Source organism: Halobellus sp. (assembly GCF_042218505.1).
GTDB lineage: Archaea > Halobacteriota > Halobacteria > Halobacteriales > Haloferacaceae > Haloquadratum.
In genome coordinates this window covers 21641-47788 of the sequence record NZ_JBDGQZ010000026.1, presented here as the reverse complement: position 1 = coordinate 47788, position 26148 = coordinate 21641, and the positions used below count along the sequence as shown (strand labels likewise).

Sequence of the window (26148 nt, the reverse complement as noted above, 5' to 3'; positions counted from 1 at the left end):
GGGTGCGTGCCGACTCAGGCCTCTTCGGCCTCGGCGTCAGCGTCGGCCTCGGCCCCCTCGATCTTATTCCGATCGAGCATATAGTCCTGTTCGATGTCGCGAGCGAAGTCCGGCGACTCGTAGACCTTCGCGTAGCCGACGGTCTTGCGCATCCCGAACTTCGTGTCGAGCTCGTGGACGACGACTTCGTCCGAATCCTTGTTCAGTTTCGCGGCGAGACTGTCACGGACGGAGAGCCGCGACGGCGTGGCCTCTTCGTGGACGATCTCGAAGCGGACGTCAGACCGGTGCAACATCGGATTCGCGTCCTCGGAGATAATGTCGATTTCCATAGTTCAGTTGTTGTACAATCCAGCGGAAAGCAGTAAAAGGATTTCGAAGACTCAGGCCTCGACGCCGAGCGTGGTCAACGCGACCTCGACGTCGCCCGCCATCTGTTCGAGAAGGGCGCGCATCTCGGCTTTGGCGTCGAGCGTGACGTCCACAGCGACCATCCCTTCGCCCGGCTGGCCGTAGACGACGGTCCCCCCCGCTGGTGCGACAAGAACGGCGGGGAGCGTCGCGAGGTCCTCCTCGCCGTCGACGACGATAGTAATCGGTTCCGGGGCAGCGACTGCGTCCGCGAGCGCGGCGAGCAGCCCCTCGGAGATGGCTCCGGGCGGGTTCTCGACGTCCCGCCGGTGTTCGGGGTCGGCAAGCGCGTCGCTGATCGCCTCGTCGACCGCCTCGCGCTCGGTCCGGCCGTCGACGAGCGCGACGGCTGGGACGTGACCGGCCTCTCGGAGGTGGTAGGTGACGATGTCGCCGACGGCGACAATCGGTCGGCCGACGTCTGTGAGCAGTGCGTCGGCGTCCTCGTAAATGTCGCCGAAGGGGTCTTTGAACGAGCCGCGCAGGTCGTCGGGGAGCGTGAGCATCCGCCGACTAGCGAACTTTCAGCGCGTAGCCGCCGGATTCTCTGACGTTCATCTCCTCGGCGATCTCCGAGCGCTCGGGGTGTGTGATGACGACGTAGCCCGCCCAGTCTTCGGTGAGGCTGCTCGATCCGCAGTTCTCACACGCCTGCGCGTCGCCGTGGTTGATGTAGTGGCACTCCCGGCAGGCGAGACGGGACTCCGCCATCTATTCGCCCTCCGCACCGGTCGTCGCGGTGTTGGCCTGCCGATCCGCCTCGAGCCAGCCGTGTTTGCCGAGGCCGGGCTGTTTGGCGGTGAGGCCGATCTTCGAGTCGCGGGGGTTGCGTTCGTCGATGCTCTTCGTCACGACGCGGACCCGGACCGAGTCGCCGACGCTGAGCGTGCGGTTCGATTCGGTCGAAGCGAGCTGTTGGTTCTCGCCGTCGTAGGCGAGGTATTCGTCGGAAATCTGCGAGACGTGGAGCAGCCCGTCGACCGGCCCGATGCCGACGAACGCGCCGAACTCGACGACTTCGACGACCTCACCGTCGACGACCTCCTGCATCGAGGGGTCGAAAGTGATCGCGTCGAACTCCGCCTCGTAGTAGACGCCGGCACGGCCGGGGAGCACCGTTCCCTCGCCGATGTCGTGGACGTCGGCGACGCTGACGACGCTCCCGACCTCCTCGTCCATCCGTCCCTCGAGTTTGTCCTGCAGGAGCCGCTTGACCCGCTGTGGCGTCACGTCCGCGAGGTGCTCTGGCGGCACCTCGACTGTGTCTTTGAGTCGTACCCGTTTGTACATACGTTATGATTCTGTTATCTCCAATGTGTTTCGACCCCTTAAACCGATTACGCGAACGCCGCGTTCGAGCAATCGATCGCGGAGCGGCCTGTCGTTGGTGAGCGCGTAGTCACCGTCCGCCGTGGCCAGTTCGACCACGGCGTCGTCGGCGTAGGACTCCCCGGTCTCGACGACTCGACACCGCGAGACGAGGTCTCGGCCCACGCTCGCGGCGGTCGCCTCCTCGCCGTTCCCGGATTCGGCGAGTTTCTCCAACTCGGCGACGACCGAGCGTGGAACGGCCAGGTCGGCGTCCGACCCGACGAGGCGGTCGAGTTCCTCGAAGACGCGAACGTCGAGTTCGACCGGCATCATCAGCGCGTTCGTATCGAGGATCACCGTCGTCATCTCCAGTTCGAATGGGCGTCGTCGCGCCCGATTGTGGTTCCGGTCGGTTCGTCCCGCGCCGGTTGGCTCACTGCAGTGTGCCGATCCCGATGAGCCGCCAACGGGCACCGACCCGTCGGTTGATCGCGATCTTCGCGCCGGATTCGGCGCAGACGGGGCGCTTCAACGCCACCTCGGCCTCGCCGGACCGGGCGCTCGTGACCGAACCGACGGTCGTCGCGGTCCCGACGGTAAGCATCAGCGGCTCGCCGGTCGAGATCTCCTCGACGGAGCCCTCGTCCTCGCCGACGATCCGATCGAGGAGTTCGACGTCCATCGTGAATCCCTCGCGCGTCGGCGGGAGCGTCCCGGGCTCACCCGCGACCTGGCCCGCCAGGGCGTCGCCCTTCGTGAGACTCGGATCGAGGCCCGTGCCGATGCCGCAGAGGCCGCCCGGTTCGACTTCCTCGACGGACTGGCTGCCGGCCTGCAGCGATCGGATGTCGGTCGTGATCGGCTGCCACTCGGAGGAGCCGCCCTCCTCGACTTCGCGGCCGGGTCGGAGTTCGACCTCGTCACCGGTCGTCAGTTCGCCTTGGACGACCGATCCGCCGACGACGCCGCCCGTGAGGTCCTCCCAGGTCGTGCCGGGGCGGTTGATGTCGAACGAGCGCGCGGCGAACAGCCGTGGCGACTCGCCCTCGTCGCGCTCGGGTGTTGGAATCTCCTGTTCGATGGCGTCGATCAGAAGGTCGATGTTCACTTCCTGCTGCGCACTGACAGGAACGATCGGAGCGTCCTCGGCGACGGTTCCGGAGACGAACTCCTCGATCTGCTCGTAGGATTCGACCGCGCGCTCGCGGTCGACGAGGTCAATCTTGTTCTGCGCGATGACGATGTTGTCGATCCCGATGATGTCGAGCGCCATCAGGTGCTCTTCGGTCTGCGCCTGCGGGACGTCCTCGGTCGCGCTCACGACGAGGACGGCACCGTCCATAATGGCCGCGCCGGACAGCATCGTCGCCATCAGCGTCTCGTGACCCGGAGCGTCGACGAACGAGACCGTTCGCAGTACCTCGGTCTCCTCGCCGCCCGGGTCGGTCTCTTCCACGGTGTAGCATTCGGGTGGGTCCACGTCCGGGACCTGTCGGAACGTGGCGTCAGCGTAGCCGAGGCGGATGGAGATACCGCGCTTCATCTCCTCGGAGTGCTGATCCGTCCACGATCCGGACAGCGCCTGCACGAGCGTCGTTTTCCCGTGGTCGACGTGTCCGACGAGTCCGATGTTCACCTCCGGTTGTTGTGTTTGTCGTGTCACCATTGACCTCCTAGAGAGTAATCTTGCGAGCAATTCGCCGCGAGCGACTGATAAAGTTGCTGTTCTTGCCTCAGGACGGTGGACAAACAATCGTGAATGCGGGCGAAACAGGCCGTAGCGCCGCCGATCGTGTGGTGCGTGAACAGGGCTTTCCGGGCGCGCTCACTCCGAGAGCGCTCGTTCGAGACTCGCAGCGACCGCCCGCGCCTTCTCAACGACGGGAGCGGGCACGGTCTCAGCGGCCACCGCGGCGTCGAGTTCGTCGTCGTCGACGCGCTCGACCGTGCCGTCTGGATGCTTGATTACGTCGACGTGAAGATCGACGTACCTGATCTCGTCGGGGAAGCACTCAACCGGAGTGCAGACGTTGACGTACGTCCCTTTCAATTCGCCGTCCTCGCCGCGGTAGGTCGTCGGGTACCACCAGCGGCCCTCCCGGAACTTCGTCAAGGCGGTGTCGCCGCGTTCCCGCGATGTCCCGAGCGCGTCGTACGTCCCACCGCCAGAGAGCGTTCGCTCGACGGCGACGGTGCCGTCGGGGTCCCACTCGGTGACCGACCCCTGGCCCAGCGAGAACGCCCGCCCGTCGGGTTTGCCGTGCTTGATCGCGACAGTGTCGCCCTCGACCGGACCGAACTGGCGGGTCACTACGTCGAACGGGAAGGCGTTGTCCGCGTCGGTGTCGTCTGCGCTGTCCGCGTCGTCGCTATCGTCCGGGAGGCCTCCCCCGGCACCGTCGCCGCAGAGCGCCTCGGCGAGGTCGACGCCGGCGCTCGCGGCCTCGCTAGCGGCTTTCGTGCGGTGGTGGCCGGGCATCGTCGACGTCACGGCCCGGCGCGCGTCGTCGAGCGCGAACCGGGACTCGCGGCCGAACCAGAACCACCGGCCGCGCGTCGGCGCGGCAAGAGCACCTGTCGGATATAACCCAGTAGGGGTTGTGTCGCCGTCGTCTGGACTCCCGAGGCCGTGGCCGTCAGCTGAGTCCCCGAGCGCGTCGGTAAGCGACTCAGCGCGGTCCGCGGCGCGCTCCAGCGCGGCGTCGAGCGCGTCCATATCGGCTCGGGTGGCCGCGTGCGACCACTGCAGCCCCCAGCCGTCGGGGACGGAAGTCGAGAGAAACTCCGTCATTCCCGCGAGTTCGCGCCCGGCGGCGTCGTCGCGGGTCTCGACTGTCACCCCGTCGCCCCCGTGGACGAGCGTCGCGAGGCCGGCGTCGACGCGGATGTCGGTTCCCAACTCGGCGCGGTGGCCTGCCCACGGCGGCGCGCTCTCGCGCACCTGCACGCGAATCTGATCACCGACGTCGAGGTAGTCGTCGCTCTTGACGTAGGAAAGAACGCCCTCCGCGTCGCCGAGTTCGCAGACTGCCCCGGACCCGAGCGTCTCCGTCACCTCGGCATCGAACACCGCACCCGGAGGGGTCGAGTCCGCCCACGCGAAGGTGTCGCGGCCGACAGCAGAGAGTTCGTCCGCGATGCGGTCGACTGCGTCCGGATCGCCGTGGAGGCCGACGCCCTGGCGGTCGTCGGTCGTTGCGACGGTCGCGTCGTGGCTCTCGTCGCCGAACTCGGCGTCGAACCGCTCACGGATCGGCGCAGAAGCCTGGACGACCGCGTGACCGGCGTCGAGGAGCAAGCGAGTGACGGCGGTGGTGTAGATGCCGCGGATCCGGACGGCTGGCGGGTTGTCGGTAGTGCCCGCGGCGTCGCTCTCAGAGTCGGCACTGCGGTCGTCGGCAGTCACAGCGCGTCCTCGTCGCGAGCGAACCGCACGCGGTCGTGAACCGTCGGGCCGAGCGAGAGTTCGACGACGTCCGTCGAGAGAATCCGGCCGCCCTCGACGGGGACCCCCCAGGAGTCGAAGCGCAGGTACCCCCGGAGGTCGTCGCCGTGCGTGAAGAGATCGATGAACGCCACGTCGTGCTCGTGGACGTCGGCGGCGCTGTGCGCTTTCTCCATATCCGAGTAGACGGCGTCGGTCTCGAAGAACTCCCGAAGCCGGTCGGCGTCGCGCTCGACGGCCTCGACGACGTGATCGGAGGCCTCGCTGACCTCCTCGCTAGAGAGCCCGACCTCTCGGAGCGCCGCCTGGGTGCGTTGATCGAAGTGCATCGTGCTCGGCGGTACGGACGGCCGACGGTTTATACTAGCGTTTGCAAGTCTTCGCTCACTTGATTACACGACCGCGTGCGATCGGATATGCAATCAGTCGCACACGCTGTTATAATCTTACTCGTCGCGGGCGAGTGCAGGTTTCGTGCGGAGCGGCAAACGCAGCGGCGTGCCGAGAGATTCGATCGCCAAAGACGTTAGGTGAGACGGTTGTCAATCGGGTTTTATGCAAGACCGACGAGATCCGATCGAGAAGGCCTCGGACGGTTCGCTCGACCTCTACGACGTGACGACCTGGGAGACGCGAACCCGAATCGACAGGCTGTCGTCGATTCTCTGGCAAGTCATCGCCGGGTCGGCCCGGATCGCCGTCGTCCTCGTGGCGTTTCTGCTGCTTCTCGGGATCGGCGGACTCGCTGCTCTGACGGACCCGCAAACGGGCGTTCTCACCGTACTCTCTGCGATCCCCGCGATCGGCCTCGCTGTGTACGTCTACTCGACCGACGTGACGTCGCGGGAGCCGCTGTCGCTGCTCGTTGCGACGTTTCTACTCGGCGTGTTGACCGCGAACTTCGCGGCCATCCTCAACGGCGCCCTCAGGCCGTACTTCCAACTGCTGGGCTTCGTCGGTTCAGCGCTGTTCTTCTATCTCATCGTCGGCCCGGTCGAAGAGAGCGTGAAACTCCTGGCGGTCCGACTGTACGCGTACAACGACGACCGCTTCGACGCCGTCCTCGACGGCGCGGTCTATGGCGCGATGGCGGGCCTGGGCTTTGCGGTCATCGAGAACGCCCTGTACATCACTCGACAACTCCCGAACAACGGACTCGACCTCGGTCTGGGGTTGATCGGTGTCGGCGGCGGCATCACTGCGGTCCGGGCGCTCGCGGGGCCGGGACACGTGATCTACTCCGCGATTGCGGGGTACTACCTCGGACTCGCGAAGTACAACCCCGGCAACCGCGGTCCGATTGTCGTGAAGGGGATCCTGCTCGCTGCGCTCGTTCACGGGACGTACAATACGACTGTCGGGATCGGCACGGGGATCATAAGTCTCCTGACCGGTCTCTCGGGGATCGCGCCGTATCTGATCTACGTGGTCATCTACGACGGGATCTTCGGCCTCTTTTTGCTCCGAAAGATCCAGCGCTACCGCGACGCGTATCAGCAGGCGCACGCACCCCCCGCCGACGGGTCGGAGTTCGAATCGGAGATGACGGAGTTCGAGTGAGGACCAGGCCGGTCTGGATCGAGTGCGAATCGAGTCGGTCAGGGTCGAGTGCGAGGCCAGGCTACTCGCCGCGGACGTTAGATGCGAGACGGTCCTCAAGACCTTCGACGTAGCCCGAGACCATCTGCTCGACGTATTTCGCGACCACGTCAACTTCGATATGGACCGGGTCCCCGACTGACTTCGTCGAGAGCGTTGTCACGTCGTACGTGGTCGGAATGATCGCGATGCCGAAGTGCCCGCCCCCGCGTTCGGCGACGGTGAGACTGATCCCGTCGATCGTGATCGATCCCTTCTGGACGACGTAGCGCTCGATCGACGCGGGGAGGTCGAACTCGAACACCCAGTCGTCGCCGATTCGTTCGATGCCGGTGACCTCGGTCGTCGTATCCACGTGACCCTGCACGAGGTGGCCGTCGAATCGACCTTCGGCGGGGAGCGCGCGTTCGATGTTCACCCGGTCGCCGGCGGAAACCTCGCCGAGATATGTCTTCGCGACGGTCTCGGCCGCAAGGAACACCTCGAACCACGGCGTCGGGTCGATCCGGAACGCTTCGACAGTGAGACAGACGCCGCTGACGGCGATAGACTGGCCGTGGTGAAGATCCGAGAAGTCGATTTCCGTCGTCGCGTCGTCGACGTCAGGTTCGATACGGAGACGGCGGCCGCCCTCGTCCGCTGTGGCGTCGACGACGGTGCCGGTCGTCTCGACGATGCCAGTGAACATACTCTCCTCTTCGTCTCAGTTCGCAAAAGCGTCTCGGAACCGGTTCGTGGCGAGTGGACGGCGGATGCCACAGTCCCGGGGCAGACGAGGAGTCGAGGGGACCGATCCGGGGGACGCCCAGGGGTCGACCACGGGGTTTCCAAAGGTCTTTGCCGCTCCCGTTGCTAGTCCACGTCGATGGATGATGCCGTGCGGGTCCGTGACGCCGCGCGCGAGGCGATCGACGACATCCACCCGGACCGGCTGCAGGAAGTGCTCGGTGACCGGCTCGCCGATGCGCCGATGACACCGGCCGTGTTGGCGCTGGTGAGCGCCCGGGCACCCGAGACTGGAGTGGATACGGACGCCGGCGGGCTCGCTGAGCGGGCTGCTGGGGTACAGCTGATATACGAGGGCCTGCGACTCACCCGGTCGCTGTCGCACGATGAGCCCTGGCTCCGAACCCAGAATAACGACACCGCCGGCGACATCGACGCCGATCTCGAAATCCTCGCTGCGGACGTACTCGTTTCTCGTGGCTTCTATCTGCTCGCGCGGACCGACGCCGCCGACCGGGCCGTCGAAGTGGTGCGGTCGTTCGGTCGCGATCAGACGCTGCGCCGCGGCGAGGGCGCCGACCGGGAGGCCCTCGACCGGAATCTGGAGGCCGACGTGTTCGTGCTCGCCGTCGTCACCGGGATGACGGCCGTCGGCAAGACGCCGTCGGCGAGGCTGCTCGAGTATGCCGCCGAACTGGGGCGGGAATCCGGCGTCGACGGGCAACTTCAGCGGGCCGACGTGGCGCTCTCGGAAACGACGATCGAGCAGATCACCTCGCTGTCGGCGCTCGGGAGCAGCTCCGACGACCGCGTTCCATCGTCTGCGACCGACCCGTGAGCCGTCTCCCCCGGTGACGTGTCGCGTTCTGTGCTCGACGTCGTACCGCATCGAATCGAAACGCCTAAAGACGAATCCGGGCTACGAGGAAACGCGCCTGGGTAGCTTAGCGGTAAAGCGCGTCCTTGGTAAGGACGAGACCCCGGGTTCAAATCCCGGCCTAGGCTCTTTCTGCCGTACACTCCTTGTGCGCACACTTTTCCGGCTACACTCATCTGAACGAAACCCGTTCAAGATTCGCTTCTCTCGATAAACAGGCATCCCTCGCCGTAATGCGATTCGTCAAACTGTAAGGGCACCAAACTAATTCACAGACAGCGGCGGATGAGACCCGAAATCGACTGGGGGCGCGTCCCTTCAAGTGACACCCCGGATTTCGCTAGTCCACACTCACAGAGGGATGACTGAATTTTAGTTGGGGATTTGATACAACTGCTTCTCGATGCGGCTATCCACGTCGGTTACGCGGCGAGTGATGTTCCGCCGAAACCACTATTGGTAAGACCAGCGTATTACGTCTATATGTCCGAAGCGGCCACAAACGACGACGGCGGGGACGACATCGCCACGGTCAACTTCAAACTCACCGAGTCGTTCCTCGAACAGATAGACGACACGTGGCAGGGGCGCGGGTTCAACAGCCGGAGCGAGTTCATCCGGTACACGCTTCGGGACGCCGTCGAGTTCCCGACGTTCGACCGCGACGAACTCGTCGCCCTGCTCGAAGCCGAGGAGGACATCCGCGAGGGACGAACGACGAGCGCCGAGGAAGCCCGCGAGCGGTTCGGCACGAGCGATGAGTGACGACGGGTGGACGTGGGAACTCTCCTCGACGGCCGAAGACGACCTCGACGGACTGTCCCCCGCCGACCAAGACCGGATACTCGACAAGCTCGATGAAATCGTCTCCTCGCCGTGGCGCGACCCGCCGGACTACGGTGAGCCGCTCCAGAACAGCCCGTACAAGAAGATACGCGTCGGGGAGTTCCGGCTCTCTGTGAGCTTCCGGCAGGACGACGGGCGGCTCGTCGTCGCACGTATCAAGCGTCGGGGCGGCGCGTACACCGCTGACGACGACTAAGCGACGAAACGCCCTCGATGTGGGGAGTGCCTTCGGTAAGTACAGCGGGAGAGTCTATCGTGGGTCAAACGCACAGTAGACGACCACCGTCGTAACTCCCATCATCACTGCGTGGACAGTATTCACTCCTTGGAAAAACAGACTTGCAGCAGATACACCGATGACGCTCGCAATACCCACTGCGATGGCGAACTTCAGTCGTGGGAGGTATTCGGCCCACGCCTCCAGACAGTAGTATGATTCCAACATCATCGCCGCGATGGTGCTTGAATAGGGGTGTACAAAAATTAGACGCTGATACATATACACGCGCTCCTTTCCAGCTGGTTCACCTCAGTATCTCTGAAACGAACGGGGGTACTCCCCCTGATGAAGTGGGGCCACACGTATGAACCGCACAGCACCGTTCACAATTCTGGTGTGTCGAATAGGGCAACGCTCACCTGAACACGTTTGTCGTTTGCTGGTGTCCACAGACGGCATACGGGGCTGAATACCCAATTTTTTATGAATAACACTGGTAGTAGGGAAATGAGAAGCGCGCAAAGGGGGCGTTTGCAGCAAATGTAGCCGCTTTCAGGGCCGAAGGCCTCCTCGGTAAAGCAAGTCCTTGGTAAGGACGAGACCCCGGGTTCAAATCCCGGCCTAGGCTTCTCCCGTTGTTTTCAGAATCTCTAGCGTCGCTGCCGTGGTTCACCGTGATCGGGGATCGAACACGTGAGCATCGGTGTTTCATATATCCTTTCGCCGCGATACGAATTAACAGAAGTGTCTGTTTCGGCTGCGAGACATTCAATTTCGTCACTATTTTTTCTGTTTTCTGATAATAACGCGACGGGGCATACGGTATGAGGACGAGAATCGATAATGGGGGGTAGTCATCGCTGCGAGTGAAGCACGGGAGTGTCTTACTCAGCGGTAGAAGAGTGCAGCAGGGCGTATGTGCGGGAACTGATGGAGTAGATACTTGCTGGACTGAAGGTCGGTCAGAAGGCGAAGCTTACAGCAGACCTGCGGCGAAGAGTCGACTGGACAAGTCTGACTGTTTCCACCCGCGGGCTGTGATGCGAAGTGGGTGTAGAATCAGAAGGTTACTGTAGCGGTATCTCGAAGCGTCACTACTACTTGCGGCCGGTTGAGCCACCCTTCGACGAGTCTAAGTTTCGACTGATTGTATCGATAATCAACTCGGTTTCTGCCTGCGAGAGGTCGGCTGTGACGTCTCCAAGTTCGGAGCTTCTGTTCGAGACGTCCGATTTGAGCGTCTCGAACGCCTCACTGGATGCGAGTTTCGACGCGTCTTTTTCGCCCTCAAGTGATGCTTGTTTTATATTCTTCCGGATGTAATTGCGCACTTCTCGTTCGATCGCTCCGAGTGTCTCGAGTCGCTCAGTCGCGTTGAGGAGGTCCTGTATACCCACCGGTTTGAGTAAGTAGTCATCGAATCCCATCTCAACGATATCCCAGTCAGGTCTGACAGCAGTGAGCATCGCGACTGGATAGTCGTGACCCCGGTCTCGGAGCCGTTCGAGTACTTCACCGCCAGACGGCCCCGGTATCTTGCGGTCGAGGAACACCGCGTCCACTGACTCTTCGACTTCGAGTGCCTCGGTACCTGAGTAGGCGGTCACGACATCGTATTTGGTGTTCAATATTTCGGCGTAGTGATCGGCGAGCGTCACCTCATCTTCGACGATCAGAACGGTTTCGATTATGTAACCCATTGTGTTACTGATTCCTGTAAGCCGTTAAGCCGTCCACTCGTCTTTCCTTTCGTCTTCTTCTATCATATCGCTCGTTATGTTCGATAGATTTTCAATAATGTCATCTTTTGTCACGACTCCTTCGATGGACATACCGTTGACCACGGGAAGACAATTCACTTTCGCTCGCCGGAGTTTCCCGACAGCGATGAGGGCGGTCTCGTTGGGACCGACTTTGGTTTCGAGTCCGCGTGAGAACCCGGATATTGGAATATCGCTCAGCGATGCATCGGTTTTATAACACGCGATCAGCGCCTTACGCCGGGTTAACATCGCTGCTGGCGTCCCGTCCTCAATGACAAGGATGTGGTCGACTTTATTACTGAGCATCAACTCAACCGCCAGATCCAGCGTCTGATCGCGGGGAATCGTCTCGAAGTTCCCGGTCATAATATGTTTGACGAGCATTAGTACTTTTTTCGATGATGATCAGTCGCCTGAGCGATAGGTAACACGAGTTTCGCTACAGTGCCTCTGGGTTCGTTTTTCGCAAACTCAAGACGGCCACCCGAAAACGTCAACGCCCATTGTGCCGCCCAGAGTCCGAACCCGCTCAGATGATCCAACTGGCTTTCCTGTTCGGCGTTCAGGACTTCAACTGTCTCGTCTGGAATGCCAGGACCGTTGTCTGTGATCCGGAGTTCGACTTCACCCTTTTCGGGCCGGGAACGCAGAGCGACCGTGACCGTTGGTGTGTCTGAGTCGTTGTGCTCCACCGCGTTTCTAAGCACGTTCCTGATCGCCCGTTTGATCAGGTCGTTGGTCTCGACAAGAGCGGTTCCGGGGAGTTCAACTGAGAACGCAACGTCTGTTCGCTCGGCGCGCAGTGTTGCCAGCTGTTCCCGTGTGATTTCAACAATATCGACCACCCTGTTGTCGACCTCTCCAGACTCGAAGGCCTGTTCGAACTGCTTGATGTCCTGACTCAGCGACAGCGTTTCAGTTATCGTCTTCTCGGCACCGTCAAGATGCTGCCGGACGGGCCCGTTTGCGGCTTCCTGCTTCGCTAATTGGACTGAGAGGAGAATCACGTTCAGGTTGTTTCTGAGGTCGTGCCGCAGAATCCGTTGCAAGACAGAGATTTGCTGCTTTTGTCTCTTTTTTTCCGTGATGTCTCCAGCGACTCCGATGAATCGTTCGATTTCCCCATTGTTGTAAACTGGTTTTAGCGTTTGATCGATCGTCCGACGCTCGCCATTGTTTTGACCGATCATAAACTCCGCTTGCCACGTCTCTCCGTGGGTTAGTGTGTCCAGTATCTCATCAGTCAATGTCCCCGATTGCGCTCTGTCCGCCAGCGGGAACGTCTGTTCGCCAATGAGTTTGGATGCATCACAGTTCGTCTGCGCCTCGAAGGCTGGATTGACGTACTCGACGGTGCCGTCGCTGTCCATCCAGTATATCATACGACCAGCATTCTCGACGGCTTCTCTGAACGTCCTGAGGCGCCGTTCACGTGCTTTCCGCTCCGAAATGTCACGCCCGATGCCGACGAGGCCAGTCGTCCTTCCGTCTTCATCTTCTAGGCGTGCTCCAGTAAACTCGTGTGGAATATGCTGGCCGTGGGCGGTACGCAAGTCAGCCTCGACGGTGACTTCTCCGTCCGCAAATGCCGTCTCGATGGCGTCGGCGATCGTCTTTTGATCTTTCTCTGGGAAGAATTCGAGAGCGTCTATTTCTTCCAGTTCCGATTCACTGTAATCGGTGATGTTGATGAACTGCTCGTTCCACCGAGTCACGTTTCCATCCACATCGACCACGTAGAACAGGTCATCTAATGCGTCGAGCGTCTGTTCGATGAACTGCCGTTCCTCAAGAAGTTCGTTCTGTTTGTCTTTTAATTCTGTCACGTCGTACAGTCGTAACAAATACCCCCTTACTGCTCCGCCGTCACGGTGGAGGGGGAGTTTCTCCACTTCGTAGTATCGTTCTGCCTCCCCGTTCGTCTGTATTACGTCCGTCCGTTGACTCGACTCGTTTCCTGTGTCCACAGCGTCTGAAATATCGGGGAACACTGTCTCGATGTGAGTGCCGACAATGTCGACTGTTGCGTCCGTCAGAGATTCTGCTGCCGGATTGACGTCCATAACTCGTGACCGCTTGTCGGTCACGATGACGGGACTTGACATCTGTCTGATCAACTCGTCACGCGCGACCTCGCGGGCCAGTGGTAGCGTCTGAAGGAACTGGTCGCGAAAGGTCGCAGCGATCAGCAAAGTCCCGCTCAGGGAGAAAGCCGCCGGCGTCAGATCCACCGTGGGTATGACTCCCGTGAGATACAGGATGTTCACGATGAGCGGAAAGGTGGCAGCCAGTACCAACGCAAATGCTTCTGATCGATATGCCTCGTCAGACAGCAGTGTCGTTAGGACGATAACTGCGGTCCCCAGTCCTATCAGTGCATACGATTGCAGCGTGTGAATCCAGAACAGGGCGCCGGGAGAGGTCTGCATAATCTCAAGTTGCCCTCGCGACACGATATCGACCGAGGACCACAACAGTCCGTGATACTGGTTCGTGAAACCAGCCACAGCCGTCAAAATGGGCACAACTGCCAGTGCGGCGAACTCCCGTTTGGTGGGGGTTCGTAGTCTCCCGGTGTACTGAGCGGCGAAAACGAACCACGCGATGGAGACGAGGCCAACTGCAGGATATGTCAGGCTATAAGCAAAACGTTTCAGCGCAGGTATCGTCGTGCTGAGTCCAACGACGTACGTCAACGACCACCACGTGACCGCAAGCAACAGCACGATCAACGACCGGGCATACTGGTACTCGCGGTGTCGCCAGGCGATAATACTCAGAAGAGCTGATGATAGAACGCTGATAAGTATCGGAAGGATATAAATAAGAAACCCGTGTGTTTCCATCCTGAACCACCCGTTTAGGTCATTTCGTCGCTGGGTCCGTTAATACTTGCCGACCCAAAATCAATTTTGATAATCGCTTTGTGCGAATCGCGCACCCACAGCCACCAGTGTCGCACCCTATCATAGAAGTCCTTCGTGGGCTCCACTTCGGAGAATCAACCGTCAGGCACCGGCGGATTCAATTCAGGTACGGAACCCGATAGGAAAGTCATAAGTGCATCACCGGTCCCCGCGAAGATCACAGAATAACAGGCCTCATCACCGTTATCATATCAATATATTGGGGTGAGGATTCGGATCGATTCTCCACAGAAGTAAACGTCCGAAAGCGAACCTGCATATCACACGAAGAGTGACACGATTCGGCCAACGCCATAGTTATTCAGCGGTCCAAACTATCGTATAAGTAACAGGAAATAATCTTTACATAAGCTACAGAATCTTAGTTTCGTATGGTTAGCGCACACTCGCCCCACAAGCCAACGGGGCGTTTGCCCGCCCTCTCGGCGCAACTCAGCGGGGCTGAAACGATCGAGACTGCTGTCGCGCGTGCAACCTCGTTGGCGGAACTGGTGTTCGGTCGGGCACAGGTGGGCATCTACGAGTATGACGCAATGAACGGGACAGTCACTACTATCGGATCGGCTAGCACGGCTTCAACTCGCGCGAATAGCGATTCAGCCCAGATTCCAGATTCGGTCGTCAAGCGACTCGGGCAATGTGAACAGGGAGTCTCATCCGATGAGCTACCCAAGGCGACGTTCGACACTGATCTGCAGGGGCCGTTTCAGGCAGAGGTTCTCGCTTCTGTCGGTCGTGATCGGATGCTACATATCGGCGTCCTGGAACCGGGTGAGATCGGCGAAACAGGGATCCACGCTGCCGACGGAATCGCAGCGAGTCTCGACAACGCCCTCGCTCGGATCGACGACACCGGATCCGGGTCTGTGGACGACGTCCACCAGGAGGTCACGCTGTCGACTCTGGACGACGGCGGACTGACCTGTGCGAACCGCGACATCACCGACCGCATACGCCGGGAGGAAGGTCTCCGTGATCTCAAAGAGCGGCTCGGTCTAGCCATCGAGGGGACAGAACTCGGGGTCCGGGACTGGGATATGGAGACCGACGACGTCATTTTCAACGAGCGGTGGGCGGCGATGTTCGGCCGCTCACTCGACGAGACCGAACCCACCCTCGCGACGTGGGAACAGCGGGTACATCCAGCTGATGTCGCCCGTCCCCGGTCCGGCCTTGTAGCCGGTATCCCGTCGTCGTGGTGACGAGTCAGCGCCTCACCGCTCGGACACACACACAGATCACGTTACTCACACGAACGCCGTTCCGAACCCCGGTGGAGAACTCCATCTGACCCCGACAACGCGCCGAACTGGGGCACGTGTTGGGCTGGGCCCACGAGAAGTGAGACCGACGAACCGCCCCTGCTGCGCTGGGGAGTGAGTAGCTCGAGGTCGGCGTTGTCGCGGGAAAACGAGGACATATCAAGAGGATGTGGGTAGCCGAATGCTTCAATTATCCCGAGCGAGATATGTAATTATGACTAACGCTGACTCCACTCACGGGTCGACGGGGCAACTGGTTACCCTGTCGGCCGATCTCAACCGAGCGGACACGGTTGAGACAGCGATCACTCGCGTAGTCGAGTTGGCTGAGACGGTGTTCGATCAGCCAACGGCGAGTATCTACGAGTACGACTCACACACCGGGACGACCACGTGTCTCGCTGCATCCACGTCGGACGCGACCCGAACTGACGGCGCCCCGGGCCGGATACCAGCGTCAGTGATCGAGCGGTTCGGTGAACGCGAGGCCGAGCAGCCGAGTGACGGTACTCCCGAAGCGGTAGTCGAGGCCGATTCAGAGGGATCGTCTCAGTCCGAAATGTTCGCCCTCGTGGGCCACGACCGCCTACTCCGCCTCCGTGTGGGGGACGCGGGCGAAGTCGAAGACGATGCGGTCGCCGCCGTCGAAGGAATCGCGGCAAGCCTCGAAACAGCCCTGGGGCGGATCGATCAGCAGCAGTCGGCAGCCATCGATTGCAACGCACTCGACGCCGTGTTCGACCACTCGGACGACGCCACGTTCGTCAGTGACACCAACGGGACGCTGGTGGCGGTCAACCGCGCCGCAGTCGAGTTGACCGGTCACAGCCGGGAGACCCTCCTGACGAACGGCTTCGCCGAGGTGTGCGGCGAGGCCGTGGGAGAACATCTAAAATACGCCGTCGATGGGGCGTCGGAGCCACGTACGACGACGCTCCGATGTGCCGACGAGACGGACCTCCCGGTCGAACTCACGAGCGAGCGGATCGACGGAGACGGGGCAACCTACATCCGCACGACGGCAAACGCGCGTCCGACGTCGCCGGACGACCGGCCCGAGAGGGACGAGACGGTGGACCGGACTGCCGATGCGGTCACCGCGCTTCGCCGTCTGAACGAACTCACGGTCAACTCCGAGGAGTTCGATGGGACCATCGAGAAGCTGCTCGCGCTCGGATGTGATCACTTCAGCCTCGACACGGGCATCCTCTCGTCAATCGACGGTGACGACTACGAAGTCGAGGCCGTGGTCGATGCGACCGGAATGCACGAGCCGGGTGCTGTGTACGATCTCGGAGAGACGATGTGCCAGGCGACGCTCGCGAATGATGGAGCCGAGCCGCTCGCGTTCGCCGACGTCGCGGACACCGAACACGAGAGCCACCCGGCGTCGGATAGTGTGAGTGCGTACATCGCGGCGCCAGTCATCGTCGATGAGGAGACGTATGGGACGGTGAACTTCTCGATGGGACGTCCACGGTCGACGGCGTTCAACGCAGAAGAGAAAGAGTTCGTGAAGCTCGTGGCTCAGTGGGTCGGAAGCGAGATCGAACGTCGCCGGCGGTTCCAGGAACTGGAGCGATACGAGACGATTCTCGAAGCGGTCGGCGATCCGGTGTACGCGCTGGATCCCGAGGGGCGGTTCACGTACGTCAACGAGGCCGCGCGGCGCGAGTTCGGCTACGGAACGGAGATCATCGGCAAGCGTCCGTCGGTCGGGATGAGTGAAGCCGACATAGAGCGGATTCGAGAGCAGATCGAGGACCTGCTCGGCACGGACGAGCAGTCGATAACGGCGGAGTTCGAACTCGAAACCGCCGGCGAGTCGCGAACGATCGTCGAGAACCGACTCGCGCTGATCGGTGACGATGCGTTCCGCGGAACCGCCGGCGTCCTCAGAGACATCACCGACCGAGAGGAACGACAACGACAACTGGAGTCGTTCCAGCGAGCCATCGAAGAGGCGGCCGACGGCATTGCGATTCTCGACGGGGACGAGTACACGTACGTCGATCAGTCTCACGTCGATATGTACGGGTTCGACGACAGAGCGCAGTTGCTGGGTAGTTCCTGGCGAGAACTGTACGACGACGCGGAAGTCGAACGGCTGGAAGCAGAAGCGTTCCCGGCGCTCGAATCAGAGGGACACTGGCGCGGGATGGTGACCGGGTCGCGTCCGGACGGATCGACGTTCCCCGCCGAACTCTCGTTGACTATCGTTGGGGACGGCCGACTCGTCTGTACCGTCCGCGATGAAACCGAGCGGCAGGCCCGGGAACGCGAACTCGAACTGAAGGAGCGAGCGATGAACGAGGCGACCGTCGGTATCCAGATCACCGACCCGAACCAGCAGGGGAATCCGCTTGTTTACGTCAACAACGGGTTCGAGCGGCTGACCGGATACGCTTCCGAGGAGGCGATCGGTCGTAATCCGCGCTTCCTGCAGGGTGAAGACACCGACCCCGAGAAGGTCGAAGAACTTCGATCGGCGATCAGAAACGAAGAACCGGTTGCGCTCGAACTCCGAAACTACCGGAAGGACGGGACGCCGTACTGGACTCGGCTGTCTATCACGCCAGTCACAGACGAGAACGGCGTAGTGCAGAATTTCATCGGTATCCAGCAGGACGTCACAGAGCGCTGGGAGCGAGAACGGGAACTCGCAGTGAAAGAGCGGGCGATGAACGAAGCCGACGTCGGGATCACGATCAGCGACCCGAATCGAGCGGACAATCCGCTGGTTTACGTCAACGACGGATTCGTCAAGCAGACGGGATACACGCGCGAGGAGGCCGTCGGGCAGAACTGTCGGTTCCTCCAGGCCGACGACAGAGATCAGTCGGCGCTCGACGACCTGCGGGAGGCGATTGCTGCCGAGGAGACGACGACCGTCGAGTTGCGAAACTACCGCAAGGACGGCGAGCAGTTCTGGAACCGGCTCTCTGTGACACCCGTCTACGACGAGTCGGGGACGCTCACGAACTATGTCGGAATCCAGCAGGACGTGACCGAGGAGAAGCGCAGAGAAGAGCGCCTGCGAGCGCTCCTCGGGACGACGCGGGAACTCCTGCAGACGGACGACGCCCAGGATGCGACAGCGAAGGTGGCTGAAACGATTGCGACGGAGTTCGGGTTCGATCAGTCGGCCGTCTATTTGCGCGCAGAGGACGAACTTGTCCGGACGGACGCGCACGGAGCGAGCACCGCCAGGCCGCCCGCACGGATCAAGCGGGGACTGTCGCCGCTGTGGGACGCCGTCGAGGCCGGCGAAGTCATTCACTACGACGACTGTACGGAAATCGACGACGGCATCGACCGCGGAAATATCACCGCGAGTGGGTACTTCCCTGTCGGTGATCACGGCGCGGTCGTGGTGGGAGTGACAGACCCCAGTCGGTTGGGTGACATCGAGCGCCAACTCGTCGAGGTCGTGACGAAGAACCTCGCGGCCGTGTTAGACAGCCTCGACAGGGAGGACTCACTCCGAGCGAGCGAACGACGATACCGTAGCCTGGCGGAGAACATCCCGAACGGTGCTGTCGGGATCTTCAATACTGACCTCGAATACACGCTGGCAGCGGGCGAGCTGTTATCGGATCTCGGCATCGATCCAGCGGAGGCCATCGGCACGAGAATTGACGAGGTACTTGTCGGCGTCGACAACGCCGACGAACTTCGGTCCCAGTTTCGAGCGGCATTGGACGGCGAGCGCACGGACCGCCGCATCGAACTCGGCGGGATGACGATCCGGATGCACGTCGTCCCGGTCGATCCCGAAGACGGGGAGTCTGACGACACGCAGGGGCTGGTGCTGGCGCAGGACGTTACCGACGAAGCACGCCGCGAACGGGAGCTGTTCGAGGAACGCGAGCGATTCCGTCTGTTGACAGAGAGCGTTGACGAATACGCTTTCCTCATCGTCGACGAAGATGGAACGGTGCAGACGTGGAACGAGAGCGCAGAGAACTTGTTCGGCTACGACGCCGACACAGCGATCGGAATGCCGATGAGCACGTTCCACACGGAGGCGGACCGGGAGTCGGGAGTCCCCGAACGGGTGCTTCAGCAGGCGCGTCTCGCCGGCGAGAGCGCCAACGAGGGATGGCGCATCCGGGCTGACGGGTCGACGTTCTACGCGGACGTTCGGTACGCCCCGCTCGAAGGCGACAACGGCGAGTTTCGCGGGTACGCCAAGATCGTTCGCGATATGACCGAACGGCGGCGCCAGCGGCGCCGGACCGAGCGATTCGTCGAAGAATCCAACGACGTGATAACGGTCGTCGACGACGACGGAACGATCACCTACGCCAGCGGATCGGCCAGCCGCGTCCTCGGATACGAACCCGACGACCTCGTCGGTGAGAACCTCTTCGACTACATCCACCCCGACAGCCGCGAGAAAGCGATGGAGACGTTCTTCACCGGGATGGAGGACCCCGACGCCGACCTCCAGGCCGAGTGTCGCCTCAAGTCGGGTGACGGCGAGTGGCGCAACGTCCGTGGTCAGTGCCGGAATATGCTGGGCGACGACGCTATCGATGGGATGTTGCTGTACCTCCGGGACGTGACCGAACACAAAGAGCGCGCCCGGCGGTTCGAGAGCATCTTCAACCAGACGTTCCAGTTCACTGGGCTGCTGGAATCCGACGGGACGGTCCTCGAAGTCAACCGCGCGACAGTCGATTTCACCGGCGTCGAGCGGGATGCGGTCGTCGGAGAGCCGCTTTCGGAAGCGCCCTGGTGGGCTGTCTCCGAGGAGGTCGAAGACGACCTTCGGAACGCTATGGACCGGGCCGCGAACGGCGAGTTCGTCCGCTACGAAACGGAGGTGCGCGGCGCAGAGGGCCTGGCGACGATCGACTTCTCGCTGAAACCCGTGACCGACGAGGACGGCGACATCTCCCTGATCGTCGCGGAGGGCCGTGACATCACGACGCAACAGCAGCACCGGCGACACCTGGAGGTGATGCAGCGGGTGATGCGTCACAATATGCGGAACGACCTGACGAAGGTCCGCGGGTGGACGGAGGTGATGTGCGATGAGCCGGATCCGGACAAGCGGACTGAACACCTCGAAACTGTCATCGGAATCATCGAGAAGTGGGAGTCGATGATCGAGAAGATGCAGGAGATTCGGCAGGTGCTCCAGTCCCAGAGCGAAACGTTGGATAGAGCGGAGTCCGAGGAGTTGATTCACAACGCCGTGGCTGCGGTTCGCGAGCAATCCGCCGAGGCAACAGTCGTGACCGACGTCTCAGACGGGGGAGAGACGCAACTTCCCGCAACCATCGCTATTGCGATTCGTGAACTGATCAAGAACTCGATTGAGGCGAGAGCGGACGCAACGGTCGGAGTCACCCTCTCTCACCTGGACGAGGGATGGGTCGAGATCAGCGTGCGAGACGACGGGCCAGGGTTGCCGGATATGGAGGCAGACGTGCTCGAAACCGGCGAAGAGAGCCCGCTCAACCACGGGCAGGGTCTCGGCCTGTGGATGGTTCGGATGATCGTCATCCGGAGCGGAGGTGACGTGTCGGTCGATTCGACGCCCGACGGGACAGAAGTGCGTCTGCGTCTGCCGGCCACAGATGATCGAGGCACACTGGTGAGAGCGGGCAAAGCAGACTGAGGGGACGTGTGCGTCGAGAACGTGATGCGCCACCGACGCCAAAGCGGCCTCACCCACTGCGACGGGCGTTCCCGTGGCACCGCGATGGCGACGGCCCACTGGTTTCGGTGACGGAGAGGCGCGATCACGCCGCTGTAACGCCGGAATCAGGACTCCAGGTACTCCGCTTCCGACGACCGTCCGCCGGAACGGGATAGCACGGGCCGGCCAGATGACGGCCGAGCGGCATCGGGCGACGGCCGACGCACCTCAGGTAGCCTGCTGACAGTCCACACACAGGGCGTCATCGACGGCGTCGGTTGGGATCACAGCCCCGCAGCGACGACACCGAAACCGACCGTGCGTGTACTCGGTGTGCGATGGTACCGAAGAGACAGCAGTTTTTCTGGGCATACCTATTCATATGATCCCCTATACAAAATACTTCTGGACATAGCAGTACCTATTTTATTATCGTCGGGCAGGTGATACGGACTCAACCGAGAACGTGACTGGACGGCCAGTTTCGGGCGGGATTACTGGAAATCCTCGACGAATCGGGCGGGGAGCCGATCGAGGTGTTTCTCGGGCAGCGCGTCGACGACAGCCTCGGTGACCTCGACCATCGGTTTGCGCAACAGCACGTACCCCGCGGAGACGCCGAGTGCGCCGAGGACGGCTGTGCGGGCGACATCGTCGAGCGCGTACAGCGCGGGGAGCGAGAAGAGCCCCGCCGCGAGCAGGTCCTCCGGCGCGCCGTCGTAGCGGATCCATCGACGAGGGCGGATCCACTGGCGGTGGTAGTGGCTGTAGACGGCTCGGTCGGACGTACCCAGCCACGGTTTCAACTCCAGTCCCCCGCCGAGGGCGTCCATCGCCGAGTGGAGTGCGGCCGCGACGAGGAACAACGCAGCCGCGACGTCACTGACTCCGTGACCGAACGGGTCTATGCTTTTGTATGGGGAGTGTGTTACGTTGCCATATGACGTTCATCATCGTCGGGTACGGCCGAGTGGGCGCACGCACGGCCCGGATTCTCCACGAGGAGGGACGCGCGGTCACCGTGGTCGAAAACGATCCTGACAAAGCCGATCGCGCCCGCGAGGCGGGCTTCGAGGTCGTCGAGGGCGACGGAAGCAGCGAGTCGGTGCTGAGACGCGCCGGCGTCGAGAACGCGGCCGCGCTTGGCGGACTCACGGGCGATCCGAACACCAACTTCGCCGCCTGTATGGTCGGTAAGCAGTTCGGTTGCCGGGTCGCGATGCGGATCAGCGAGGACTACCGAGAAGAGATCTACGAGCGATACGAGGAGGACGTCGACGAGGTCATCTACCCCGAACGGCTGGGCGCGGCGGGCGCAAAGACCGCGCTACTCGGCGGGAGTTTCAACGCGCTCGGCGAACTGACCGAGGAACTCCGACTCACGGCGGTAACGATCCCCGAAGACGCGCCGGTCGTCGGGAAGAAAGTCAACAATATCGATCTCGGGAATTTCGGGCGAATCTACGCACACGGGGGACCCCGCGACGAACTGACGATTCCCCTTCCAGGGACCATCGTCGAGGCGGGCGACCGACTGGCGCTGGTGGTCGACGACGACGGACTCGAACAGACGCGCGCGGCGCTGTTAGGCGAATAGCGGTGTAACGTCGGTACCGTCGCCCGTCGTAGGGCGTAGAAGTAACCACGCGCTGAGGACCGCGTGCGTCGTCGCGGGGGGGCGACGACGCCGGTGAACCGGGGTGCAACGTCCGTGTGCCGGGCGCGCGGTGGGAGGATGGGAACGACGGCGGCGGTCGCGGTAGTGCGTCCCGCCGCAGGACCGGAGACGCCGTTCGTCTCGGTCGAGGCCGTCTGTGCGCGCCCGAACAGGTGATCACTCCTGTCGGATATAAAACCGCGTCAGACAGAGAGCATACTTTCAGTAAAAAGGCCCGACTCAGTCAGGCGATTTTGTCAATGACTCAATGTGGAACAGCGAATAAAAAGGCCCGGATGCGCTGGTTAACTTCGGACCACACCCTGCAGGTACGCGCCGAGGAACATCCCGGCGAGCGCCCACAGGATCGTGATGTTACCGGTGCCGAGGCTGGCGTAGGCCGCGCCGGGACAGATCCCGGAGAGACCCCAGCCGACGCCGAAGATCGCTCCGCCGACCAGGACGTTTCGGTCGAACGGCTTCAGCCGACGCTCGTAGCGGTCGCCGGTCAGGGGCGCGCTATCGCGGATTCGCGGCAGCACCGCGAAGGCGATGCCCGTGACGATCGCTGCGCCGAACATCACGAACGGCAGCCCCAGGTCGTCGAACTGGAGGAAGTCCAGCACGACCTCCGGCCGCGCCATATGGCTGAAGCCGAGGCCGAACCCGAAGATCAGGCCGCCGACGAGGATCAGTGGTATAAACAGCAGGTGCCGACCACCGTCGCTCGCGAGTCGAGTGCGTTCCTGGTCGTCAGGCTGAGACGCTCGCTGCTCGTCGCTCACGGGCTTACCCCCAGCGCGGCGACGACCTGCGCGGTCACAATGGCGACCAGCAGGAACGTCGCTACCCCCACCAGGGAGGTCTTCGAGGCCGATCCGACGCCACAGACGCCGTGGCCCGACGTGCAACCCTTGCCGATCCGGGTGCCGATTCCGACGAGGATGCCACCCAAGAACAGCCGCCAGGGCTGTACCGACGTGGTCCAGAGCGTCAGGCCGGCGACCTCATAGAGGCTCCCGGTCGCGCCGGACTCGTACAGCGACGTCGTGGCGAGCCCCGACTGGACCGTCGCGGCGAACCCGAACGCTCCGAGGACGATTCCCAGCGTGAACACGACTCGCCAGTTCCGCGACTCGACGTACTGCTGGAACCGCGACTGCTCGGAGGCGTACGATAGCGTGGACTCGAGAAACGTGCTCGCACCGGCGGCGATACCCGTCCCGACGTAGATGACGACCGCGCCCAGGCCGACGAGGAGTCCCCCGACGGCGTAGCGGCTGATCCCGTTCGGGAACAGTTCGGCGACGATCTGTAGCGCTACTGGGTCAGCGACCATACGCCGACTCAGTCACCCGCGAGCGATTCCTGGCTCGCCGCGCAGTTGTTCGGCCCCAGTTCCATCGAGAACGCCTCGTCGTCGTCGACAGCGCGTTGCCCGAGGTTCGTCGCGATGATCTCCTCGTGGTTCGCCGGCCGGGGCGGCATATCGGCGAGGATCAGTTCGACGAAGTCGTCTGTATCCATCGAGAGCGCGTCCATCCCGTCCTGCAACTCGCCGATCGTGGCCGTGTAGGTCCCGTCATCGGCGGCCACCGCCGCGTCGCTGAAGTGCGCGCCGCCGACGAGCGTGTCGTCGGGAAGCGAAAGCACGCGCTCCTGCAGTGTCTCGTGGAGCAGTCTCGCGGCATCGGGTGCGCCTTCGTCGCCTTCTTCGAGGTCGGGCCGGGCGACGCTCTCGATGAAGAGGCCGTCGCCGGTCGTCAGTAGACTGCCATCGAGCAGATACGAGGTCATCCCGGTGGTGTGTCCGGGGGTGTACACGGTCTCGATCTCGGCGGCACCGACGGTGAAGACGTCGCCGGCTTCGGCGTTCGTCAGTTCGTCGGCGTACGTGACGCCACGGTCGACGGACGCCCCGGGGATCACGCCTTCGACGCCCTCGTCGTCAAGCTCACGGACCCCCGAGATGTGGTCCGCGTGGATGTGGGTGTCGAGTGCGTAGACGAGGTCGGCCCCGAGGTCGATCGCATCAGCGAGGTAGCGATCCGTGAACGCGCGAAGCGGGTCGACAATCGCGGCCTCGCCGTCGCTGACGAGCAGGTAGCCGAGACAACCCGACGAGGGGCGTTGGTACTGATAAAGGGTGCCCGCGCCGTCGTAGCGGGAGACCGTCTCACGGTCGTAGATGCTCGCCCAGCCGTTCATCCCGTCTTCGAGGTGGTCCACGTCGTAGCCGCGTTCGACGAGGGTGCCCGCGACGTATTCGCTGGCGCCGCCCTTGGCACACAGGACCGTGACGTGCTCGTCGGACGGAATCGAATCGAGCACGTCGGCGGCGATCGCCTCGTCGAGGAAGTGGAAGTAGGGGACGTTGATCGAGGTGACGTTCTCGCCATCGATGTGCCACTCATCGTAGTCGGACTGCATTCTGGTGTCGAGGAGAGTGACATCCTCGCCCGAATCGAGGCGGTCCTTCAGCGCGTCCGGCGTGGTGGTTTCGACGTCAGCGTCCGGCGCAGGAAAGTCCTCTGCGTTCATTATCGTACATTCCTCGGTACCGGGTGTGTGCACAAAAGCGTTTGGATAAAATTTCTAAATTTATACAATACTACCGAGTTCGGTATTCTGACGAGAACGGGGTGATTGCGCGACAATTCGGCATTTCGAACCGTATTATGATTTTGTGCGTGTCCGTGTGAGCGCGGTGGACAGTCGCGGCCAAGCAGTAATTTGGCCAGATCACAAGAACCGATACCCTTTTTACTGACCCATCAATATTGTACGCTAGATCCAATACGTAACACGGATCAGAGAACTATGAGTGTGAATTTCGACATCGCGGAGACGCTCGACGTGAAAGGTGCCTCGTGTCCGATGCCGGTAATCAAGACGAAGTCCGCCGTCGACGAACTCGAAGCAGGCGACGTAGTTGAGGTGCTGGCGACCGACCCCGGGAGTGTGAGCGACCTCGATGGGTGGGCCTCCGGAACTAACGGTGTGGAGTTGCTCGACCAATTTGAGGGCGACGACGTGTACAAGCACTACGTGCGCAAGACGGTGTGACCGATGGAGAAGATCGGAATCATCGTCGACAGCGACAGTCCGAAGAGCCTCGCAATGGCGATGAACCTCGGGCACACGGCGCTGGCGTCGGAGATGGAGGTACTCGTCTACTTCACGTTCGACGGGCTCACACACCTTCTCGAGGGCGAGAAGGACGTCTCAGAGATTCAGGCGCTCCTCGACGAGGGGATGCCGAATCCCTACGACCTGCTCGACGCGTTCGTCGCCGAGGGCGGTGAGGCCGTCACCACGGTCGCCTGTACGACCACGCTGGATATGCTGGCGTGGGAGCAGGACGCCATCGACGACGACGTGACGACGAAGTTCGCCGGCGCGGCGACCTTCCTCGAAGCCGTCGACGACGCCGATCAGGTGTTCAGCTTCTAAA

25 protein-coding genes and 1 tRNA gene are annotated in these 26148 nt (G+C 62.1%); 10 read left to right on the top strand and 16 right to left on the bottom strand.

The annotated features are described in order from the left end of the window. Window positions 1-14: 14 nt before the first annotated feature. From ABEI27_RS08510 to ABEI27_RS08475, 8 genes are all read right to left on the bottom strand, one after another. Window positions 15-332 (bottom strand): 30S ribosomal protein S24e, encoded by a 318-nt coding sequence (locus tag ABEI27_RS08510; protein WP_375798973.1) that lies wholly within the window; start codon window positions 330-332, stop codon window positions 15-17. A gap of 51 nt (window positions 333-383) precedes the next feature. After that, entirely contained in the window at window positions 384-917 is a 534-nt protein-coding gene (locus tag ABEI27_RS08505) for a GTP-dependent dephospho-CoA kinase family protein (RefSeq protein WP_375798972.1), read from the bottom strand. Between the two features lie 7 nt (window positions 918-924). Then, window positions 925-1122 (bottom strand): transcription elongation factor subunit Spt4, encoded by a 198-nt coding sequence (spt4, locus tag ABEI27_RS08500; protein WP_375798971.1) that lies wholly within the window; start codon window positions 1120-1122, stop codon window positions 925-927. Beyond that, entirely contained in the window at window positions 1123-1701 is a 579-nt protein-coding gene (locus ABEI27_RS08495) for a DNA-directed RNA polymerase (protein ID WP_089764849.1), read from the bottom strand. It lies immediately after the preceding gene. 3 nt (window positions 1702-1704) lie between these two features. Next, complete coding sequence (locus ABEI27_RS08490) at window positions 1705-2088, bottom strand: PIN domain-containing protein (RefSeq protein WP_375798970.1); 384 nt, start codon at window positions 2086-2088, stop codon at window positions 1705-1707. Window positions 2089-2155: 67 nt separating this feature from the next. Next, complete coding sequence (locus ABEI27_RS08485; RefSeq protein WP_375798969.1) at window positions 2156-3385, bottom strand: translation initiation factor IF-2 subunit gamma; 1230 nt, start codon at window positions 3383-3385, stop codon at window positions 2156-2158. A 162-nt stretch (window positions 3386-3547) separates the two neighbouring features. Continuing rightward, window positions 3548-5053, bottom strand: a complete 1506-nt coding sequence (locus ABEI27_RS08480; RefSeq protein WP_375799088.1) for a DUF402 domain-containing protein — start codon at window positions 5051-5053, stop codon at window positions 3548-3550. A 71-nt stretch (window positions 5054-5124) separates the two neighbouring features. Further along, on the bottom strand, window positions 5125-5496 hold the full coding sequence (locus tag ABEI27_RS08475) for a hypothetical protein (RefSeq protein ID WP_375798968.1): 372 nt from the start codon (window positions 5494-5496) through the stop codon (window positions 5125-5127). A 226-nt stretch (window positions 5497-5722) separates the two neighbouring features. Here ABEI27_RS08475 and ABEI27_RS08470 point away from each other — a divergent pair, with 226 nt between their 5' ends. After that, on the top strand, window positions 5723-6727 hold the full coding sequence (locus tag ABEI27_RS08470; protein WP_375798967.1) for a PrsW family intramembrane metalloprotease: 1005 nt from the start codon (window positions 5723-5725) through the stop codon (window positions 6725-6727). Window positions 6728-6788: 61 nt separating this feature from the next. Here the strand turns inward: ABEI27_RS08470 and ABEI27_RS08465 are convergent, their stop codons facing one another. Continuing rightward, window positions 6789-7454 carry a riboflavin synthase gene (locus tag ABEI27_RS08465; protein WP_375798966.1) on the bottom strand — a complete coding sequence of 222 codons (666 nt, stop codon included), beginning with the start codon at window positions 7452-7454 and terminating at the stop codon, window positions 6789-6791. Between the two features lie 177 nt (window positions 7455-7631). Here ABEI27_RS08465 and ABEI27_RS08460 point away from each other — a divergent pair, with 177 nt between their 5' ends. From ABEI27_RS08460 to ABEI27_RS08445, 4 genes are all read left to right on the top strand, one after another. Next, window positions 7632-8330 carry a hypothetical protein gene (locus ABEI27_RS08460; RefSeq protein ID WP_375798965.1) on the top strand — a complete coding sequence of 233 codons (699 nt, stop codon included), beginning with the start codon at window positions 7632-7634 and terminating at the stop codon, window positions 8328-8330. 95 nt (window positions 8331-8425) lie between these two features. Next, a tRNA-Thr gene (locus tag ABEI27_RS08455) sits at window positions 8426-8497 on the top strand. A gap of 355 nt (window positions 8498-8852) precedes the next feature. Continuing rightward, window positions 8853-9134, top strand: coding sequence for a ribbon-helix-helix domain-containing protein (locus tag ABEI27_RS08450; RefSeq protein ID WP_008307424.1), 282 nt, complete (start codon window positions 8853-8855; stop codon window positions 9132-9134). Beyond that, window positions 9127-9411 carry a type II toxin-antitoxin system RelE/ParE family toxin gene (locus ABEI27_RS08445; protein ID WP_375798964.1) on the top strand — a complete coding sequence of 95 codons (285 nt, stop codon included), beginning with the start codon at window positions 9127-9129 and terminating at the stop codon, window positions 9409-9411. The genes ABEI27_RS08450 and ABEI27_RS08445 overlap by 8 nt, the downstream gene beginning before the upstream one ends. A 1121-nt stretch (window positions 9412-10532) precedes the next feature. Here ABEI27_RS08445 and ABEI27_RS08440 read toward each other — a convergent pair. Genes ABEI27_RS08440 through ABEI27_RS08430 form a run of 3 tightly spaced genes read right to left on the bottom strand, consistent with a single transcriptional unit; the run spans window position 10533 to window position 14044 of the window. Further along, on the bottom strand, window positions 10533-11135 hold the full coding sequence (locus ABEI27_RS08440) for a response regulator (protein WP_375798963.1): 603 nt from the start codon (window positions 11133-11135) through the stop codon (window positions 10533-10535). Between the two features lie 24 nt (window positions 11136-11159). After that, window positions 11160-11564 carry a CBS domain-containing protein gene (locus ABEI27_RS08435; RefSeq protein ID WP_375798962.1) on the bottom strand — a complete coding sequence of 135 codons (405 nt, stop codon included), beginning with the start codon at window positions 11562-11564 and terminating at the stop codon, window positions 11160-11162. A gap of 17 nt (window positions 11565-11581) precedes the next feature. Beyond that, entirely contained in the window at window positions 11582-14044 is a 2463-nt protein-coding gene (locus ABEI27_RS08430; RefSeq protein ID WP_375798961.1) for a histidine kinase N-terminal 7TM domain-containing protein, read from the bottom strand. Between the two features lie 452 nt (window positions 14045-14496). On the opposite strand from ABEI27_RS08430, the gene ABEI27_RS08425 reads away from it, so the two are divergent. Both ABEI27_RS08425 and ABEI27_RS08420 read left to right on the top strand, forming a co-directional pair. Beyond that, window positions 14497-15327 (top strand): hypothetical protein, encoded by an 831-nt coding sequence (locus ABEI27_RS08425; protein WP_375798960.1) that lies wholly within the window; start codon window positions 14497-14499, stop codon window positions 15325-15327. Between the two features lie 274 nt (window positions 15328-15601). Then, on the top strand, window positions 15602-21016 hold the full coding sequence (locus tag ABEI27_RS08420) for a PAS domain S-box protein (RefSeq protein ID WP_375798959.1): 5415 nt from the start codon (window positions 15602-15604) through the stop codon (window positions 21014-21016). A gap of 515 nt (window positions 21017-21531) precedes the next feature. On the opposite strand, the gene ABEI27_RS08415 is transcribed toward ABEI27_RS08420, so the two are convergent. Further along, a complete protein-coding gene (locus tag ABEI27_RS08415; RefSeq protein ID WP_375798958.1) occupies window positions 21532-21903 on the bottom strand; it encodes a hypothetical protein in 372 nt (123 codons plus the stop codon). Between the two features lie 74 nt (window positions 21904-21977). Here ABEI27_RS08415 and ABEI27_RS08410 point away from each other — a divergent pair, with 74 nt between their 5' ends. Beyond that, window positions 21978-22634 carry a potassium channel family protein gene (locus ABEI27_RS08410; protein ID WP_375798957.1) on the top strand — a complete coding sequence of 219 codons (657 nt, stop codon included), beginning with the start codon at window positions 21978-21980 and terminating at the stop codon, window positions 22632-22634. Between the two features lie 365 nt (window positions 22635-22999). Here ABEI27_RS08410 and ABEI27_RS08405 read toward each other — a convergent pair whose 3' ends face one another. The 3 genes from ABEI27_RS08405 to ABEI27_RS08395 form a co-directional block, all read right to left on the bottom strand. Continuing rightward, on the bottom strand, window positions 23000-23404 hold the full coding sequence (locus ABEI27_RS08405) for a YeeE/YedE family protein (RefSeq protein WP_375799087.1): 405 nt from the start codon (window positions 23402-23404) through the stop codon (window positions 23000-23002). Window positions 23405-23475: 71 nt separating this feature from the next. Next, window positions 23476-24033, bottom strand: coding sequence for a YeeE/YedE family protein (locus ABEI27_RS08400; RefSeq protein ID WP_375798956.1), 558 nt, complete (start codon window positions 24031-24033; stop codon window positions 23476-23478). A gap of 8 nt (window positions 24034-24041) precedes the next feature. Continuing rightward, the gene (locus tag ABEI27_RS08395; protein ID WP_375798955.1) at window positions 24042-25235 is read right to left on the bottom strand and encodes an MBL fold metallo-hydrolase; all 1194 of its coding nucleotides are present in this window, start codon (window positions 25233-25235) and stop codon (window positions 24042-24044) included. Window positions 25236-25514: 279 nt separating this feature from the next. Here ABEI27_RS08395 and ABEI27_RS08390 point away from each other — a divergent pair, with 279 nt between their 5' ends. Further along, the gene (locus tag ABEI27_RS08390) at window positions 25515-25760 is read left to right on the top strand and encodes a sulfurtransferase TusA family protein (RefSeq protein ID WP_375798954.1); all 246 of its coding nucleotides are present in this window, start codon (window positions 25515-25517) and stop codon (window positions 25758-25760) included. A 3-nt stretch (window positions 25761-25763) separates the two neighbouring features. Further along, on the top strand, window positions 25764-26147 hold the full coding sequence (locus ABEI27_RS08385; RefSeq protein ID WP_089764990.1) for a DsrE family protein: 384 nt from the start codon (window positions 25764-25766) through the stop codon (window positions 26145-26147). Window position 26148 lies beyond the last annotated feature (1 nt).

Bases quoted from the DNA above. Each gene is read 5' to 3' on its own strand.
- ABEI27_RS08410 (WP_375798957.1), top strand. From the start codon at position 21,978: ATGACGTTCATCATCGTCGGGTACGGCCGAGTGGGCGCACGCACGGCC.
- ABEI27_RS08475 (WP_375798968.1), bottom strand. From the start codon at position 5,496: ATGCACTTCGATCAACGCACCCAGGCGGCGCTCCGAGAGGTCGGGCTC.
- ABEI27_RS08490 (WP_375798970.1), bottom strand. From the start codon at position 2,088: ATGACGACGGTGATCCTCGATACGAACGCGCTGATGATGCCGGTCGAA.
- ABEI27_RS08385 (WP_089764990.1), top strand. From the start codon at position 25,764: ATGGAGAAGATCGGAATCATCGTCGACAGCGACAGTCCGAAGAGCCTC.
- ABEI27_RS08420 (WP_375798959.1), top strand. From the start codon at position 15,602: ATGACTAACGCTGACTCCACTCACGGGTCGACGGGGCAACTGGTTACC.
- ABEI27_RS08505 (WP_375798972.1), bottom strand. From the start codon at position 917: ATGCTCACGCTCCCCGACGACCTGCGCGGCTCGTTCAAAGACCCCTTC.
- ABEI27_RS08435 (WP_375798962.1), bottom strand. From the start codon at position 11,564: ATGACCGGGAACTTCGAGACGATTCCCCGCGATCAGACGCTGGATCTG.
- ABEI27_RS08445 (WP_375798964.1), top strand. From the start codon at position 9,127: ATGAGTGACGACGGGTGGACGTGGGAACTCTCCTCGACGGCCGAAGAC.
- ABEI27_RS08470 (WP_375798967.1), top strand. From the start codon at position 5,723: ATGCAAGACCGACGAGATCCGATCGAGAAGGCCTCGGACGGTTCGCTC.
- ABEI27_RS08450 (WP_008307424.1), top strand. From the start codon at position 8,853: ATGTCCGAAGCGGCCACAAACGACGACGGCGGGGACGACATCGCCACG.
- ABEI27_RS08425 (WP_375798960.1), top strand. From the start codon at position 14,497: ATGGTTAGCGCACACTCGCCCCACAAGCCAACGGGGCGTTTGCCCGCC.
- ABEI27_RS08440 (WP_375798963.1), bottom strand. From the start codon at position 11,135: ATGGGTTACATAATCGAAACCGTTCTGATCGTCGAAGATGAGGTGACG.
- spt4 (WP_375798971.1), bottom strand. From the start codon at position 1,122: ATGGCGGAGTCCCGTCTCGCCTGCCGGGAGTGCCACTACATCAACCAC.
- ABEI27_RS08510 (WP_375798973.1), bottom strand. From the start codon at position 332: ATGGAAATCGACATTATCTCCGAGGACGCGAATCCGATGTTGCACCGG.
- ABEI27_RS08495 (WP_089764849.1), bottom strand. From the start codon at position 1,701: ATGTACAAACGGGTACGACTCAAAGACACAGTCGAGGTGCCGCCAGAG.
- ABEI27_RS08390 (WP_375798954.1), top strand. From the start codon at position 25,515: ATGAGTGTGAATTTCGACATCGCGGAGACGCTCGACGTGAAAGGTGCC.
- ABEI27_RS08430 (WP_375798961.1), bottom strand. From the start codon at position 14,044: ATGGAAACACACGGGTTTCTTATTTATATCCTTCCGATACTTATCAGC.
- ABEI27_RS08400 (WP_375798956.1), bottom strand. From the start codon at position 24,033: ATGGTCGCTGACCCAGTAGCGCTACAGATCGTCGCCGAACTGTTCCCG.
- ABEI27_RS08395 (WP_375798955.1), bottom strand. From the start codon at position 25,235: ATGAACGCAGAGGACTTTCCTGCGCCGGACGCTGACGTCGAAACCACC.
- ABEI27_RS08460 (WP_375798965.1), top strand. From the start codon at position 7,632: ATGGATGATGCCGTGCGGGTCCGTGACGCCGCGCGCGAGGCGATCGAC.
- ABEI27_RS08465 (WP_375798966.1), bottom strand. From the start codon at position 7,454: ATGTTCACTGGCATCGTCGAGACGACCGGCACCGTCGTCGACGCCACA.